Below are 17,321 nucleotides of genomic sequence, written 5' to 3' on the forward strand. Positions count from 1 at the left end.
TCAGTCTCCGGCAAGGGGGCGGGTGATCTTCACTTGAAGGAGGATCACGATGAACAGGAAGGCGCCGCGGATCACCATCTGCCAATAGGCGCTCAGGTTGAAGGTGCCGAGGCCGTTTTCGAAGTTGAGCAGGTTGAAGATCAGTCCCAGCATCAATGCACCCGCCACGCTGGCGGGAATCGAGCCGCGCCCACCGGTGAGCAGGGTTCCACCGACGACGACGGAAGCGATGGCTGTCAGTTCCCAGCCGAGACCTTCGAGAGGCTGGCCGGCACCGAATCCGGAAGCGAGGAAGACCCCCGCCAGACCCGCGCAGCCGCCGCAGATCACGTAAGCCCAGGCGCGGGCCCATCCCGAGGAAAGGCCCATCAGGTTGGCGGTATCCTCGTTGTCTCCAGCGGCCAGCATGACGCGCCCCAGTGGCCAGTGTTCCACCAGCAACCACAGGGCAATGCCGACCACTACCGTCAACAGCATGCTCCAGGGCAGCCATCCCGCCACGTTGTTCATGCCGAGTTGGGTGAAATTGCTGGTCCAGTCCACCGGCACAGTCCTGGCGTCGCTGATCACCAGTGCGGTGCCCTTGGCTGCCAGTAGCGTCGCCAGGGTAGCGATGAAGGGAGGAATACGCATGATTACGATCATGAAGGCATTGAGTGCGCCCGCAGCCAATCCAGTAAGCACGCCAACCGGTAGCGCGACCTCCAGGCCATGGGCGCTGAAGCCGGCGGCAGTGACCGAGGACAGTGCCGCTACTGTACCGACCGAGAGGTCGATGCCCCCGGTCATGATCACCAGACACATGCCCATGGTGATCAGCACGAACATGGCGTTGTAATTGAGAAATGAACTCAGGTTGTAGAGGCTGGCGAAATTGTCATAGCGCAGCGTGCCCAGCAGGATAAGCAGCAGCACGCCGATCATCACACCGGTGCTCTGTCCATGGTCGGCGATATGCCGGCGAACGAGAGTCGTCATCTCAATGCCCTCCGCGCAGGGATTGAAGGTAGACGGCGCCAACGATGATCGCGGCCTTGACGATCAGGGCGACTTCATCGGGTACGCCATTGGCGAGCAAGGTGTAGCGAACCAGTTGGATGATCGCAGCACCGATGATCACGCCGATGAAGGGGGCTCGTCCGCCCTGCAGCAAAGCGCCACCGACCACTGCCGCCGCAATGGCATCGAGCTCCATCAGTTGGCCGTTGCGCGCGGCGTCGGAGGCAGAATTGATGGCCACGCTGATCATGCCGGCCAGCCCGGCGAGCAGGGCGCAAAGGGTATAGGCGATCATGCGCACCCGGGCCACGGGGACCCCGGCCAATTCCGCGGCGCGTGGGTTACCACCGCTGGCAAGCAGGTAGCGACCGAAACGGGTGCGCGACACCACGAATACCGCAATGGCGGCAATGAGTATTACCAGCCAGCCTTGGATGGGGACGCCCAGCAGTCGCCCGGACCCCAGGTACTCGAACATCGGGTTGTCGAAGGTCTGCAGGTTGCCGTTGGTCAGCACCTGAGCGAGACCGCGACCCGAGATGAACAGGATCAGAGTGGCGACAATCGGCTGGACGCCGAAGCGGCTGACCAGCATGCCATTGAACAGCCCGCACAGCGTGGCGACCCCGAGGGCCGCGATGATCGCAACCAGCGTCATTATCAGCGGAAAATCCTGACCCGCGGAGGACAGGAAAATCAGCGGTACGATCGCGCCTGCCAATGCCATGACTGCGCCCACCGACAGATCTATGCCGCCAGTGGCGATGACCAGTGTCATGCCCATGGCAACAATGGCGATGGTCGCCACCTGGGTGATGTTCACCGAGAGCGTCTGCATGGACATGAAGTTGGGGGTGATCAGGGCGTTGAAGCCGATCAGCAGCAGCAGGGCGAGCAGTGGCCCACTGTGGCGCAGCCGATACTGCAGCCTCGGAGCCGGTGTGGCTGCGGGTGAGGCTGTGGAGGACGTGATCTTCATGCTTGTGTCTCCCTGGAAGCACTGGGCCGGACGGATGCCTCCTGCTTTCCGTGGCCATCATCGGATGTCGGGGGCTGGCCACCCGAGAGGGCGGCGACAAGGGTCGACTCGCTCAGGCCCGGGTTGTTCAAGGTGTCGATGGAGCGGCCTTCATGCATCACCACCACGCGATGCGCGCCCTCGATGAGCTCGTCGAATTCGGAGCTGATCAACAGCACTGCACCGCCCTGGGCTCGGTAGTCCTGGATGATGCGCTGGATTTCCTGGCGGGCGCCGATGTCCACGCCCCGGGTCGGTTCGTCGAGAATCAACAACTGGGGTTCGGTAGCCAGCCAGCGCGCCAGCAGGACCTTCTGCTGGTTGCCGCCGGACAGCTCGCGAATGGGCTGGTCCATATCCGAGACCTTGATCTGCAGGGCCTCGATGTAGTGCTCGACCAGTTTGCGCTCGGCCTCGTGGTCGATCTGCACACCTTTGCAGAGTGACGGCAGGATGGACAGGGTCAGGTTTTCCCGCACGCTCAGGTCGGCAACGATACCTTCGCGTTTGCGATCTTCGGCCAGCAGGGCGATGCCCTGATGAATGGCTGCGCTGGCATTGACCGGGCGGTAGCTGCCACCTTCGAGGCTCATCTGTCCATCGCTCAGGGCGTCCATGCCAAACACGGCCCGAGCCACCTCGGTGCGACCGGAACCGAGCAGTCCGGCCAGGCCAACGATCTCGCCGCGATGCACCTGCAGGCTGGCGCAACGCAGGTGTCGGCGAGTCGCAATATCCCTTGCCTCGAAGAGCAGTTCGCCTACCGGTTCGAGTTCTCCCCCGAAGTCAGTAGCGCCATGGGTTTCGATGTCGTTGACATCCTTGCCCAGCATGTCGGCGACGAGTACCGCCTTGCGGGTATCACTGATGGCATGGTCCGCCACCCAGGCACCGTTGCGCATGATGGTGACGTGATCGCAGATCTCGAACAGCTCGTCGAGGAAGTGTGAAACATAGAGCACCGCCGTGCCGCGCTGCTGGAGCCGTCGGATGGCTTCGAACAGTTGCAGCACTTCGGATTCATCCAGTGAGCTGGTCGGCTCGTCCATGATCACCAGCATGGCATCACGTGAGACGGCACGGGCAATGGCGACCAGTTGCTGAATGGCGGTGGAGTATTCCTCCAGCGGACGGCGCACATCGATATCGACGCCAAGTCCGGCCAGAATATCGCTGGCCTGCTGGTGGGCACGTTTCCAGTCGATGAAGCCGCCAAGGCGCCGGGGCTCGCGACCCATGACGATGTTTTCGGTCACGCTGCGCAGGCCGACAAGATTCAGTTCCTGATAGATGGTCGCGATGCCCGCTTCCTGCGCCTGAGCGGGGCGCGAGAACAGGCAGGGCTGGCCGTTGAAGGTAATGTCACCGCCATCGCGTTGGTGAACGCCGGTCAGCACTTTGATCAACGTCGACTTGCCGGCGCCGTTCTGGCCAATCAGGGCATGTACCTCACCGCGCTGGATGGTCAGTCGTGCATCTTCGAGGGCGAGCGTCTTGCCGAACTGCTTACGCACGCCCTGAATATCGAGCAGTGGTTGCATGTTTGCTCCCTAGCCGCATGGAATGGTCAAGACACCACTCCATGCAGTCCGGTCTCAGTAGGCTTCTTTCAGTAGGCTTCGTCGATATGATCGGCGGCATTGTCGGCGGTGAAGATGCGATCCTCCACACGCACCCAGGGCTCGACGGGTTCTCCGGCGGCATAGCGGTTGAGCACATCGCAGGCGACCGGGCCGAAGAAGGGCGAGGATTCGACAGACACCCCCATCTTGCCGTTGATGATGGCTCTCAGGGCATCACGGGTGCCGTCGATAGACACCACCAGAACGTCTTCGCCGGGCGTGCGTCCGGAAACTTCCAGTGCCTGGATAGCACCGATGGCCATCTCGTCGTTATGCGCATACACCACATCGACGTTGGGGTGGGCCTGGAGCAGCGTCTCCATTACCTGGCGCCCGGTATCCCGCGAGAAGTCGCCGGACTGGGAGGCGATGATGGTCATGTTGTCCTGTTCGGCGATGACCTCATCGAACCCCTGCTTGCGATCATTGGCCGGGGAAGAGCCGGTAGTGCCTTCCAGTTCAATGATTCTGGCTTCGTCGCCTTCGAAGTTGTCCACCAGCCACTGCGCCGCCGTCTGCCCTTGCTCCACGAAGTCCGAGCCAAGGAAGGCCACATAGTGCTCACCGGCCTTGGCTACGGCAGGATCGACCTGGCGGTCGACGAGAAATACGGGAATGCCAGCGGCCCGTGCCTTCATCACGGCAGGAATCAGAGCGCGTTCTTCCCGTGGGGGCAGGAAGATGGCATCCATGCCCTGGGCGATCATGCTGTCGACATCGGCAACCTGTTTGGCTGCGGACCCCGCGGCGTCGGTCACGGTCAATTTCCAGTTGCACTGCTCAGCGACGTCTCGGAAGGACTGGGTTTCCGCAATGCGCCAGGGGTTGTTGCTCTCCATCTGGGCGAACCCCACGCGGTAGCTGTCCTTCTGCTCCAATGGCGGTAATTGCTGGGAAGCCGCCAGGCCACTGGTACACATCAGTACGGCGCCCATCATGAGTTTGAAGGTTTTCATATCGATACCTCTTGTCTTGTCGTTATTCGGGGGAGCGGCTATTGGCAGAAGGTGGCCGATGTGGCATCAGTCCGCCCAGTTCAAGTAGCTGGTCTGCTTCTTGAGATAGGCAGAGAAGCCGTGCTTGCCGTCCTCGCCACCAATGCCGGAGTGTCGCCAGCCGGAGTGATAGCCCTGAACCTGCTCGCCATTGCTACGATTGATATAGAGTTCGGCGAACTTCAGCTCCTGGGGCAGGCGCATCAGGCGCTGCATGTCGCGGGTAAAGACGTAGGCCGACAGGCCATAGCTGGAATCATTGGCAAAGGTCAGCGCTTGCTCGAAATCAGTGACCCGCTGGATCACGGCTACCGGGCCGAACACCTCCTGACTGATCAGCGGTGAAGTGTTCTGCCGAGTCTCGATGACGGTGGGGGCGTACCAGTAGCCTCTGGCATAGTCGCCCTCGTTGAGCGGGCCTCCCTGGAGCAACACCTGCGCACCAGCCTCGACACTGCTGCCGACCAGTTGATCGATCTTGTCGACCTCTACGCGGCTGACCTTGGGGCCGAGATCGGGGTTGGACAACGGATCGCCGATGCTCAGGCGCCTCGAGGCGGCAACGAACTTCTCGCTGAACTCGTCGGCGATGCTTTCATGCAGATACATGCGTTCGTTGCAGGTGCAGATCTGCCCACAGTTGGTGTATCGGGCGGTGACCGCCGCTGCCACAGCCTTGTCGATATCGGCATCTTCCATGACGATGAACGGCGCCTTGCCTCCCAGCTCCAGGCGCAGGATCTTCAGCTCATCGGCGGCGGAGCGGAATATCTCGCGGCCGGCTCGCGTGCTGCCTGTCATGCTGATCAGGTCCGAACGCGGATCCTCGACCAGAGCGCGTCCAAGCTGTGCACCGCGCCCGGTGACCACATTGATGACGCCAGGCGGAAACCCCACGCGTTCCGCCAGGGCGGCGATGAACAGCCCTGAAAAAGGGGTGATCTCGTGGGAAAGCAGCACCACCGTATTACCTGCCACCAGCGCAGGTCCCAGCTTGCGGGCGGCAAGCGCTGCGGGATAGTTCCAGGCGGTGAGCGCAACGACGACGCCCACCGGGAGGGAACGGATCTGAATCTCTTCGCGGGGGTTGTCCGAGGCGACGATCTCACCTTCAATGCGCCGCGCCCAATGGGAGGCGTAGTCGAGAAAATTGTGGGTGGCCTCGACTTCTCCTTGTGCCTGGGCCAGGGGTTTGCCCTGTTCGAGACAGATGATGTGGGCGAGCTGCTCACTGTGACCGGCGACTTCGGCGGCAAGGCGTGCTACCAGCCTGCCACGTTCGATGGCCGGGCGGCGTCCCCAATCACGCTGGGCGCGAGTGGCAGCGGCCAGTGCAGCATCGGCGATGGTTTCATCACCTTCGCCAATGGTGCCGAGCAGTGATTCATTGGCCGGGTTGTCGACTTCAATTCGCGGATGAGTGCAGGAATGCCAGCGTCCATCGATGAACATGTCGGCATTCAGTGCATTTTTACCGAGCTGCGAGAAATCCATACGGCGACCCTATCTGAAGTTTGGTATGACCATAATTGTTAGAAAGAGTGGCTATGGTCAGTCAACTGTTATTAGGGCGATTTATGGTGACTGGTTAAAAAAGTCATAAAAAACAAAAGATAGTGTGACATATACTTTTGTTTAAGATCGTATTTATTGATATTTTTGTACGACCAAACTAGATTCGACATCATCAAGAAGGGCACCAGGGGCCGTACCTGAGGCCATTGGGGAAGACCCGTATCTTCCGGGGGAGTCATGGGTATGGATACAAGAACCGCCGAACATATCAGTGACGATATCGAGGTTCGCATCGTCAATGGTGATCTGGTCGAAGGCAAACCGCTGCCGGCCGAGCGCAGCCTGATGGAGGAGTACGGAGCCAGCCGTACGGTCATTCGTGAGGTGATCACGGCGCTGACGGCAAAGGGCTTTCTGCGCAGCCGTCCCCGTTTCCGTCCGATCGTCTGCCGCCCTGACGCCAGCGCCGCCATGCATGCTGCCGGGGGCGTCATCAAGCACCTGCTGGCCAGCTCACAGAGCGTCCATGACCTCTATCAGGTCCGTGTGTTGTGTGAGCGCATGCTGGTACGGGATGCCGCGGTGGGCGCGAAACGTGAGGATATCCAGCGCCTGCGTCGGGCACTGGATGACAACGAACAGGCCATCGATGATTCGGCGCAGTTCTATGCCACGGATGTTGCCTTTCACCGCCAGTTGTATGTGATTTCCGGCAATTCAGTGTTTCCGGCGATTCATCAGGCCTTTGTCGAGTGGCTGGCGCCACAGTGGTCGCAGATGCCACGCAGCCCGGAACGTAACCGCACCAACTTTCTTGCCCACCAGGCGATCTTCGAGGCGATTCTCAGCCGTGATCCGGATCTGGCCGAGAAGGCATTGATCTCGCACCTGGACAGCTCCTGGCAGTTCGTCAGTTCAACGTTTTTTGCCGAGGAAACACCATGAGCCCGAGGATATTTCCATGAAGGAGTTTGATCATATCGTTGTTGGCGGTGGTGCTGCCGGTTGTGTGGCGGCGGCGCGTCTTGTCTCCGAGCAGGGCGCTCGGGTGTTGTTGCTCGAGGCTGGACATTCCAATCGCCATCCATTGCTGGACATGCCGCCGGGCATCTTCAAGATGATCAACGGCTCGAAGTTCATGCGCTATCACCAGACTCTGCCACAGCCTCAACTGGATGGCCGTGTGCAGGACATTCCCCAGGGCAATGTGCTGGGGGGCGGGTCATCGGTCAATGCCCAGGTATACATGCGCGGCAGGCCAGATGACTATGATGAGTGGGAACGTGAGCTGAGTGGTAATGCCGATCATGTCGGCTGGGGCTGGAGAGATGTGCTGCCGCACTTCCGGGGCATGGAAGACAACAACCGGTTATCCAATGCCTATCACGGCCAGGGTGGGCCGCTACTGGTGTCGGACCCCGGTCACATTGATTCGGTGTCGCGCTGGTTCGTGCAGGCCGTGCAGCAACTGGGCGAGCCGTACAACCACGACTTCAATGGTGATTCCCAGCGCGGTGTGGGGTTCTATCAATTCATGAACCGTGCTGGGCGCCGCAGTTCCTCGGCCTACGCCTTCATCAGTCCGTTGAAGCGCGACCCGCGGCTCGAGGTGCAACTGCATTGTGAAGTGCAGCGGGTGATGATCGAGAATAGCCGCGCCGTGGGGGTGGTCTACCGCGACAAGGCCGGCAAGGAGCAGGTTGCCCGAGCGCGAGGAGAGGTCATTCTGGCTGCAGGTGCACTGGTGACGCCCAAGCTGCTGATGCTGTCGGGTATCGGCCCGGCGGATCACCTGCAGGAACATGGTATCGAGGTGCAGGTGGACCTGCCGGGAGTCGGGCAGAACCTGATCGACCATCCCGAAGTGCCGATTACCGCTTATGCCAAACAGCCCTGTGGCTATTATCGCCAGGGCGATGGCTGGCGCATGCTGCGCAACGGCCTGCAGTTCAAGTTGTTCGGCAGTGGCCCAGTAACATCAGCAGGGGTAGAAGCCGGGGCATTCGTCAATCCGCTTGATCCCACTGCACCACCCAGCATCCAGGCCTTCTGCGTGCCTATCGTCTATCTGGATCGCGACGCCCGTGATTCAATGCAGGATGGCTACGGCATGACGGTCACCACAGTAGTGGTCAAGCCGCGCTCGCGTGGCAGCGTGCGCCTGCGCTCCAGCGATCCAGCCGATATGCCTCTGGTGTCACCTAACCTGTTGCAGGATCCTGCGGATATGGATGACATGGTTGCCGGGCAGCGTTTTTTCCTCAAGGCCTTCCGACAGGGGCCATTGAAGGAACGCATGCGTGAAGTGGCGCTGCCGCAATCCGCCATCGATCCGACGGATGAGGAACTGCGTGCCCATTGCCGGCGCCATGTCAAGACCAACTACCATCCTGCTTCCACCGCGCGAATGGGGGCGGATGATGACCCCATGGCGGTGCTCGACAGTCATATGAGAGTGCGTGGTATCAAGGGGCTGAGAGTCTGCGACATGTCCGCGGTACCCAATATCAACGCCGGGAATACCGCTGCACCAGCGATGATGTTAGGCAGTCGGTGCGCCGAGTTGATCAGCCTGCCCAGTAGCGCTGCCAGGCCAGGTGTTACGGCGGAAGATCGCTCGCAGCCTGTGCCTCAGGAGATGGGATCGCCCTCTGCGTAGGCACCTCATTCCTTGTTGTGGCAGACTCCTGGCCCGCCAGTCAATGACGCCCATGCCGCCATGGCGCAGTTCGCGACATCCAGCAATTCCTGTCGTGTTGCGCCATCGCGGGCCAGGATCGACATGCCGTGCTGTACGGTGGCGTAGTAATTGGCAATGGCTCGGCAATCCATGGACGCTGCCAGCTCGCCTTCCTTGACGGCACGCTGCAGGCGCTGCTCGATGGCACAACGGTTATGATTGCGATGTTGCTCCAGCTCTTCGCCGATCTCCGGGTTGCCTCCTTGTGATTGCGGGCTGGCCAGGACAATCAGACAGCCCCTTGAAGGGGAGTGCTGGCTGAAGGTCAGCGCCGTTGCGTGGAGTACGTGGCTGATGGCATCACGTGCACAGTCAATGCTGTCCAGCGGTCCCCAGATACCGCCGCCGCCTGCGCTCATGTATAGCTGTACCGCTTCGCGAAACAGGGCTTCCTTGCTGCCGAAAGCGGCATACAGGCTTGGTGAGTTGATGCCCATGGCTCGGGTCAACTCGCTCATCGAGGCATTGTCGAAACCCCTTTCCCAGAATACTTCCATCGCCTGTTGCAGGGCCTTTTGTCGATCAAAAGTACGTGGTCGTCCACGTGGCGCCATGGCTCACCTCATTTATATGCCGATCGATACAAAAATACCTTGACAGTGGGGGCGGAGTCCAGTCAGTGTTAATTATGTGCTGATCGATACATAAATCATTTGACGGAATTTCTGTCTGGAACAGGAGCACAACCATGAGCGATCTGAACGGAAAAGTGGCATTGGTGACTGGCGGCAGCCGCGGTATCGGGGCTGCGATTGCCAGACGCTTGGCAGCCGATGGTGCAGCGGTGGCCATCACCTACGCCAGTCGAGAGGACGATGCGTTCCAGGTGGTGTCGGACATCGAAGCCTCAGGCGGTAATGCCATTGCCATTCAAGCGGATAGCCGTAATCAGCAAGCGATTGAAAGGGCGGTGGAAAGCGTTGTCGAAAGCTATTCAGGCCTGGATATTCTGGTCAACAATGCTGGTGTATTCGTTGTCGGGGATTTCATGGAATTCAGTCTTGATGAGCTTGATGATTCCCTGGCGATCAATTTGCGAGCCCCTTTCATTGCCATGCAGGTCGCGGGTAAGCATCTGCGTGAAGGCGGACGCATCATCAATATCGGCAGTAATCTGGCATCACGCGTGCCATGGCCGGGCATCAGCCTGTATGCCATGACCAAATCGGGCCTGGTGGGGTTGACCAAAGGGGCAGCAAGGGATTTCGGGACACGCGGGATCACCGTCAATGTGGTTCACCCTGGCTCGACCGACACGGACATGAACCCTGCTGGCGGGGATCATTCCGACATGCAGCGTGGCGCGATGGCTATTCCCCGCTACAACGAGGCAAGTGATGTTGCCGGGCTCGTACGCTGGCTGGCGGGGCCGGAAGGGCGTTCGGTCACGGGGGCGGAGTTGACCATAGATGGTGGATCGAACGCATGATCACGCGACGTTGATCCAGCCACAAGGCTGAACGCGGTGAGGATGCAGCATGTCATGCTGCATCCTTCTGGTCTCCAGACCCTGTTTTCAGATTCGGTCCAGCAGTTGCGACGATATTCCGTCGCCGAGTGCTCCGATGACGTGTCCACGTTCGTTGGCAATGCGAGTGGTGACGAAGGCGTCGGAAACGGCAGCAACGCCTGCACGAATCAGCACTGAAGCGGTGAGCAGCAACGCAGTGCGTTCTGCAAACCAGCGTGCCTCGCTTTCCCCAGGTAGCTTCGGCCAACGTTCGATATGGGTACTAAGTGCCGCATCGTAGCGGCGGTCGCTACCCTGAGCGGCGAGCAGTTCCTGGCGGAGCACTTCCGCAGCCAGGGGCTCCTTTGCCAAGGTACGCAGGATGTCGAGGCAGATGACATTGCCCGAACCTTCCCAGATGCCATTCAGCGGTGCTTCTCGATAGTAAAGGGGCATGCCTGTTTCCTCGATGTAACCCATGCCGCCGAGCATCTCCATGGCTTCATAGGTGACAATCGGGCAGCGCTTGTTGCCAAGGAATTTGGCCAATGCCACTCCGATTCGGGCAAAGGCGCGGTCCTCGTCGCTGGTGCCATCAAAGGATCTTGCCACCCGTAGTCCCAGCGCGAGGGCTCCTTCGACATCCAGTGTCAAATCACCAAGCACAGCCTGCATCAAGGGCTGGTCAATCAGAGTGCGGTTGAAGGTGCTGCGATGACTTATCCAGTGATGAGCCGTGCTCAGGGCTCCACGCATCAGGCCTGCAGGAGCGAGTGCAGTATCCAGGCGGGTGTGGTGCACCATCTCGATAATGGTGCGTACGCCTGCGCCTTCGTCACCCAGTCGCCAGGCCAGGGCTCCGTGGTACTCGATTTCCGAGGAGGCGTTGGAGCGGTTGCCCAGCTTGTCCTTGAGGCGCTGGATATGGATGGCATTGCGTTCATCCTCCAGCCAGCGAGGTACCAGAAAGCAGGTCAGCCCACCGGGAGCCTGGGCGAGGGTCAGGAAGCCATCCGACATGGGGGCGGAGCAGAACCACTTATGACCGAACAAGCGGTAGGCGTCACCTTCCGCCTCGGCGCGGGTGGTGTTGCTGCGCAGGTCCGAACCACCCTGTTTTTCAGTCATTGCCATGCCCAAGGTGGCGGAGGTCTTCTGCTCGATAGGACGGAGGGATGGATCGTAATGGTTGGCTGTCAGGCGGGGCCGCCATAGTTCGGAGAGGACGGGGTTGGCGGCCAGCGCCGGAACGGCGGCATAGGTCATGGTCAGAGGGCAGCAGTGGCCCGGCTCGGTCTGGCTGGCGAGATAGACCATGGCGGCATGGGTAACATGGCCTCCGGGATTGCCCTGCCATGCAACGCTGGCGTAGCCGGCGGCCTGAGAGGTTTCCATCATTCGATGCCAGGCTGGGTGATAGTGCACTTCATCCAGGCGTCGCCCACCTTGGTCAAATAGTACCAGCTCTGGTGAATGGCGATTGGCTTCCATTCCCGCTTCACGCATTTCCTGACTCCCCATCTTCCGGGCGTAGTCAGTGATGGCAGCAACCTGCCCACCTTCACGCTCCATGGCCTCGCGCAGGGCAATGTCGGTCGACCAGAGGTCAACGTCGCCGCGCACCGGCGGCTGGTTGACTACCTCATGTGTGGTGAGGGTTGAGCGTGGCATTGAATCCGTCATGGGGCCTCCCCTGTGTTGATGCATTAGTGTCGATATTGTCGTTATTGACGCTTGTGCTCATTGCACTGGCCATGTCTTGAAGCGTTGCACAGATGTCTGTGAATTCCACTTGGACTAAAGTTTGTACATATTTATTGGTCAAGTGTACGAATTTTTTCTAGAGTTCAACAAAGTTCAGACCAACACGCCAGAAAAACAACAAGTACAACCTGAGAGGTGATCATGGAGTACGACTACGTCATCGTCGGCGGAGGCTCCGCCGGCGCCACACTTGCCAACCGGCTCAGTGCAGACCCTGACAATCGGGTATGCCTGCTTGAAGCCGGGAAGAATGGTTCCAGCCTGCTGGTGAGAGCTCCTGTATGTGTGGTGGCCATGATGCCAGGCTATGGCAAGATCAATAACTGGGCCTTCAGGACGGTACCGCAGCCAGGCATGAATGATCGCTGTGGCTACCAGCCCCGTGGTCGCTGTCTGGGAGGTTCCTCGGCGATCAATGCCATGCTGTATGTACGCGGCCACCGTGCTGACTATGACGACTGGGCCGAGCTAGGCAATGAAGGCTGGGATTGGGACTCGGTGCTGCCATATTTCCGCAAGGCTGAAAACAACGTGCGCGGTGCCAGCCATGCCCATGGCGGTGATGGTCCGCTCCAGGTCAGCGATCAAGAGCAGCCGCGTCCGATTACCCGGGCTTTCATCGATGCGGCTGCATCATTGCAGATCCCCGAGACCCATGACTTCAATGCCGGTGACAATGAGGGGGTTGGATACTTTCAGGTGACTCAGTTTCACCAAGGAAAGCACAAGGGCGAACGTTGCTCGACAGCACATGGATATCTGCATCCCATCATCGGGGAGCGCCCCAACCTGACGGTGATCACCCAGGCACATGCCACACGGATACAGTTCGATGGCAAGCGTGCCACTGGCATCCGCTATACAAAGGATGACACTGAACATCACGTCAAGGCCCGTCGCGAGGTCATTCTGGCTGGTGGTGCCTTCGGTTCCCCACAACTGTTGCAGTTGTCGGGTGTCGGGCGGCCGGAAGATATCCAGCCGCATGGTATCGAGATGGTCCACGAATTGCCGGGGGTAGGGCAGAACCTGCAGGATCATTTTGATTACATTCAGGCCTACAAGACAAAAGACACCAATCTGTTTGGCTTTGGCGTCAAGGGTGGATTACGTCTGCTGGGTCAGGCGCCACGTTGGCGCAAGCATGGCAATGGCATGATCGCTTCGCCTATCGGTGAAGCCGGAGCATTTCTCAAGACCGACCCTGCACTTGACCGTCCTGATATCCAGCTTCACTTCGTTGCGGCAATTGTCGATGACCATGCTCGCAAACTGCATTGGGGCTACGGCTATTCCGTACATGTCTGCCAATTGCGCCCCTGGTCGCGAGGTTCCGTGTTCCTGACATCTGGCGACCCTCACGCCGCACCGGGCATTGATCCCAATTTTCTCAGTGATCCCCGTGATCTAGAGGTCATGATCAAGGGAGCGAAGCTCACACGCGAGATCATGCATGCTTCACCATTGGTGGAGTACAAGCACAAGGAGCTGTTCGGTATTCACGACAACATGAGTGATGCCGAGTGGGAGGCAAGCATTCGTGCACGTGGCGACACTATCTATCACCCGATCGGCACCTGTCGCATGGGGCACGATGACCTGGCGGTCGTAGATACTGAATTGAGGGTGAAGGGACTTGAAGGGCTCAGAGTCGTGGATGCTTCGGTGATGCCCAAACTGGTCAGCGGTAATACCAATGCACCCACCATCATGATCGCTGAAAAGGCGGCGGACATGATTCTCGGCAGGACATGCGCAGACGGGGCAGTGTCTCGGCAGGCAATCACACAGGAGGGCCTGGCATGCGTGGACAAATGATGTATCAGGCGCTGACCACTGGCTCCCTGATCGATCATGCAGCGCGTTATCACGCTGGCACAGAAATCGTTTCTGTTGCCACCAAAGGAGGCGTCGAACGTACCTGCTGGGCAGACATCTCGGCAAATGCCCGTCGCCTGGCATCGGCGCTTGATCATCTTGACGTCCCGGCTGGAGCACGTTGTGGCACCATTGCCTGGAACAACCGCCGTCACCTCGAAATCTATTTTGGTGTCGGTGCGGGAGGGCGTGTCACTCATACCATCAATCCACGATTGTCGCCGGAACACCTTATCTACATCATCAATGATGCCGCCGATGAAGTGCTGTTCTTCGACCACACCTTCCTGCCGTCTATCCACCAGCTTCAGCCCCACCTGAAAACAGTGAAGCACTTTGTGTTGATGGATCCCCGCGATGAGGAAGCGCTGAGCACTCTGGGCTCCCTGAAATTCTTCGATGAACTGGTTGCTCATGGCGATGCGCAACACGCTTGGCCCGAGCTCGATGAAACCACGCCAGCGGCACTGTGCTACACCTCAGGTACCACTGGTAAGCCCAAGGGCGTGCTCAATTCTCACCGTTCACTGGTCTTGCATGCCCTGGGAGGCAACCAGCCTGATGGCACCTGTATCTCGGCTCGCGACTCGCTGTTGCCTGTGGTGCCAATGTTTCACGTCAATGCCTGGGGCATTCCCTTCATTGCTGCCATGGCTGGTGCACGCCTGGTGTTACCCGGCCCGAACTTGGATGGCGACAGCCTGCTCAAGCTGTTGACCGAGGAAAAGGTCAATGTGGCCTTTGGTGTGCCGACCATCTGGATGGGGTTGATGGCAGCATTGAAGAGCTCTGGTGCTCAACTGCCGGATCTGGAACGGTCCTTTGTTGGTGGCACAGCCTTGCCGCCCTCGATGATCAATACCTTCCGCGACGATTATGGCGTCGAACTGATTCACGCCTGGGGCATGACCGAGACCACGCCTATCGGCACCATCAACATGCCTTTGCGTAAGCATAGCGAGCTGCCCTTGGAGCAGCAGCGTGAAATACGTCATGCCCAGGGGCGTCCGATCTTCGGCGTCGAACTCAGAGTGGTGGATGCCGAGGGCAACACGCTACCCAATGATGGCGAGAGTCAAGGCAGCCTCCAGGTGCGGGGTCATTGGGTCGTCGAATGTTATTACGGCAGCAAGGAACATGCCTTGACTGACGATGGTTGGTTCGATACCGGAGATATCGCCACGCTCGATGAGAATGGATATCTGGTCATCCGTGATCGCGCCAAGGACATCATCAAGTCGGGGGGCGAATGGATCTCCACCGTGGATCTGGAGAATATCGCCATTGCCCATCCGGGAATTGCCAATGCAGCAGCCATTGCCGCCAGGCACCCCAGATGGGATGAGCGGCCGATACTGCTCTGCGTGCGTGCACAAGGCTCCAGTGTCGAGGAGTCGGAGCTGCTGGCCAATTACGAGGGCAAGGTGGCGAAGTGGCAGATTCCTGATCGGGCGGTCTTCGTCGATACGCTGCCCATGAGTGCCACTGGCAAGGTACTGAAGAACCGACTGCGGGATGAATATGGCCAAATCTTGGCGGAGGACAGGGAATGACAACGGCAGAGCAGGACATGGCGACAACGGCTTCCCTGTACCCCCAGCATGAGGCGGCACTGAAGTCGTTGTTCAGAGCCAGACATCGATGGGCACGAACGTCGGTGGAAGAACGGCTGGCTATCCTCCAACAGATCAAGGATGCATTGCTTGAGGTGGCCGAAGGCTGGGTGCTGGCAGCGGCCAGGGCCAAGGGCTTGAGTCCTGACAGCCCTCTGGTAGGTGAAGAATGGTTGGCGGGTCCTGGAGCAATGATGGCCGGGTGCAATGGCTTGATGGACACCTTTGAGCAATGGGAGAGGAAGGCCTTTCTCATGCGCCTTCCACGACGCACCATGCCAGGCGGTCGCTTGTCGTTGCGTGTGACGCCTGCCAATATCTGGGATCGGCTACTGTTGTCCGGCGTTTCGGCAGATGTATGGATGCAGCCCGAAGTTACCGAGGCCAATCTGGCGGAGCATGCGGCGTTAGCCTATGACGTGTCGATGGAGCAGCGCGAGGGTAAGGTGGCCTTGATCCTGGGAGCTGGCAACGTGGCATCCATTGCTCCGCTTGATGTATTCCATAAGCTCTTCGTCGAAAATCAGGTATGTCTGCTCAAGCTGAATCCTGTCAACGACTATCTGTTGCCATTCCTTGAAAAGGCGCTGGCAGCGCTGATCGACCGTAATGCATTGCATATCGTCAAGGGCGATGGTGCTGTAGGCGCCTGGCTGACTGATCATCCGTATGTTGAGGAGATGCATATCACCGGCTCCCAGGCGACTCATGACGCCATCGTATGGGGCACAGGCGAGGAAGCCAGGCGTAACCGCAAGGCTGGCACGCCACGCAATCGCAAGCGATTCACCTCGGAGCTGGGTGCTGTGTGCCCGACCATCGTAGTACCCGGCCCATGGAGCAAGGCAGATATTGCCTTCCAGGCCGAGCAGCTGGCCACTCAGAAACTACAGAACTCGGGTTTCAATTGTGTCGCCTGCCAGGTGCTGGTCATGCCCCGAGGCTGGGAGCATGGTGCAGAGTTGCTGGAGCAGTTGAAGGCGGTCATGGCGAGTTCGACACGTCCGGCCTATTACCCGGGCGCCGAGGATCGACTGGCGGCCTTTCGTGCAACGGCGATCGATCCTGTGGAAGTGGCGCGGGGAGAAGCCCCTCCGCTGATCATGGCCAATACCAGTGACTGTGACGACTTCCGTCAGAATGAAGTCTTTGGTCCGGCCATGTCGGTCACGGAGCTTTATGCTTCGGATGCTGAAAGTTATCTGCGCTCGGCAATCGATTATGCCAACCAGCAGTTACATGGCACCTTGGGCGCCAACATCGTCATCCATCCCAACACCATGGAGGCCATAGGGCGCGATCGTTTCAACGAGCTCATCTGTGAACTGCATTATGGCACTATCGCCATCAACACCTGGTCGGGGATAGGTTTCCTGTTGCCAACATGTCCTTGGGGAGCCTTCCCGGGACATACGCTGGAAGATGTACAGAGTGGTATCGGGGTTGTGCATAACAGTCTGATGCTGGAGAAGACCGAACGCACCATCGTCGAGGCACCGTTTCGGCCATTCCCTCGGACCCTGCTGAGTGGTCGACCAACATTGCTACCCAGGCCACCATGGTTCATCACCAACCAGCGCCAGGACCGAGTAGCGAAGCTGTTGGTTGATTTTTACCATGCCCCGGGTTGGTGGAAACTGCCACGATTGTTCTTCCACTCGTTGCTGGGCTAGTTTCGCCACTTCTACATACATATATCGATCTCCATCGGGAGATACGGACAGACA

General features: G+C 59.2%; 13 protein-coding genes. 6 read left to right on the top strand and 7 right to left on the bottom strand.

The window, feature by feature from the left end; translation table 11 throughout:
- From E4T21_RS09585 to E4T21_RS09605, 5 genes are all read right to left on the bottom strand, one after another.
- The gene (locus E4T21_RS09585; protein ID WP_149284779.1) at positions 1-978 is read right to left on the bottom strand and encodes an ABC transporter permease; all 978 of its coding nucleotides are present in this window, start codon (positions 976-978) and stop codon (positions 1-3) included.
- Position 979: 1 nt separating this feature from the next.
- A complete protein-coding gene (locus E4T21_RS09590; RefSeq protein ID WP_149284780.1) occupies positions 980-1,978 on the bottom strand; it encodes an ABC transporter permease in 999 nt (332 codons plus the stop codon).
- On the bottom strand, positions 1,975-3,558 hold the full coding sequence (locus tag E4T21_RS09595) for a sugar ABC transporter ATP-binding protein (protein WP_149284781.1): 1,584 nt from the start codon (positions 3,556-3,558) through the stop codon (positions 1,975-1,977). Before E4T21_RS09595 ends, E4T21_RS09590 begins: the two co-directional genes overlap by 4 nt.
- A gap of 68 nt (positions 3,559-3,626) precedes the next feature.
- Positions 3,627-4,595, bottom strand: a complete 969-nt coding sequence (locus tag E4T21_RS09600) for an ABC transporter substrate-binding protein (protein ID WP_149284782.1) — start codon at positions 4,593-4,595, stop codon at positions 3,627-3,629.
- A 66-nt stretch (positions 4,596-4,661) separates the two neighbouring features.
- Positions 4,662-6,128 carry an aldehyde dehydrogenase family protein gene (locus tag E4T21_RS09605; RefSeq protein ID WP_205423483.1) on the bottom strand — a complete coding sequence of 489 codons (1,467 nt, stop codon included), beginning with the start codon at positions 6,126-6,128 and terminating at the stop codon, positions 4,662-4,664.
- Between the two features lie 264 nt (positions 6,129-6,392).
- On the opposite strand from E4T21_RS09605, the gene E4T21_RS09610 reads away from it, so the two are divergent.
- Entirely contained in the window at positions 6,393-7,094 is a 702-nt protein-coding gene (locus tag E4T21_RS09610) for an FCD domain-containing protein (RefSeq protein ID WP_205423484.1), read from the top strand.
- 16 nt (positions 7,095-7,110) lie between these two features.
- The gene (locus tag E4T21_RS09615) at positions 7,111-8,808 is read left to right on the top strand and encodes a GMC family oxidoreductase (protein ID WP_149284784.1); all 1,698 of its coding nucleotides are present in this window, start codon (positions 7,111-7,113) and stop codon (positions 8,806-8,808) included.
- 5 nt (positions 8,809-8,813) lie between these two features.
- Here the strand turns inward: E4T21_RS09615 and E4T21_RS09620 are convergent, their stop codons facing one another.
- On the bottom strand, positions 8,814-9,443 hold the full coding sequence (locus E4T21_RS09620) for a TetR/AcrR family transcriptional regulator (protein ID WP_149284785.1): 630 nt from the start codon (positions 9,441-9,443) through the stop codon (positions 8,814-8,816).
- Positions 9,444-9,577: 134 nt separating this feature from the next.
- On the opposite strand from E4T21_RS09620, the gene E4T21_RS09625 reads away from it, so the two are divergent.
- The gene (locus E4T21_RS09625) at positions 9,578-10,318 is read left to right on the top strand and encodes an SDR family NAD(P)-dependent oxidoreductase (RefSeq protein ID WP_149284786.1); all 741 of its coding nucleotides are present in this window, start codon (positions 9,578-9,580) and stop codon (positions 10,316-10,318) included.
- A gap of 87 nt (positions 10,319-10,405) precedes the next feature.
- Here E4T21_RS09625 and E4T21_RS09630 read toward each other — a convergent pair whose 3' ends face one another.
- Positions 10,406-12,022: an acyl-CoA dehydrogenase family protein gene (locus E4T21_RS09630; RefSeq protein WP_149284787.1), complete on the bottom strand. Its 1,617-nt coding sequence runs from the start codon at positions 12,020-12,022 to the stop codon at positions 10,406-10,408.
- Positions 12,023-12,244: 222 nt separating this feature from the next.
- On the opposite strand from E4T21_RS09630, the gene E4T21_RS09635 reads away from it, so the two are divergent.
- The 3 genes from E4T21_RS09635 to E4T21_RS09645 are packed head-to-tail and all read left to right on the top strand — an operon-like array spanning position 12,245 to position 17,267.
- Positions 12,245-13,921 (top strand): GMC family oxidoreductase, encoded by a 1,677-nt coding sequence (locus E4T21_RS09635; RefSeq protein ID WP_149284788.1) that lies wholly within the window; start codon positions 12,245-12,247, stop codon positions 13,919-13,921.
- Positions 13,906-15,534, top strand: a complete 1,629-nt coding sequence (locus E4T21_RS09640; RefSeq protein WP_149284789.1) for a long-chain fatty acid--CoA ligase — start codon at positions 13,906-13,908, stop codon at positions 15,532-15,534. Before E4T21_RS09635 ends, E4T21_RS09640 begins: the two co-directional genes overlap by 16 nt.
- Positions 15,531-17,267: an aldehyde dehydrogenase family protein gene (locus tag E4T21_RS09645; RefSeq protein ID WP_205423485.1), complete on the top strand. Its 1,737-nt coding sequence runs from the start codon at positions 15,531-15,533 to the stop codon at positions 17,265-17,267. Before E4T21_RS09640 ends, E4T21_RS09645 begins: the two co-directional genes overlap by 4 nt.
- Positions 17,268-17,321: the final 54 nt, after the last annotated feature.

This window comes from Halomonas binhaiensis (genome assembly GCF_008329985.2).
Lineage (GTDB): Bacteria > Pseudomonadota > Gammaproteobacteria > Pseudomonadales > Halomonadaceae > Halomonas > Halomonas binhaiensis.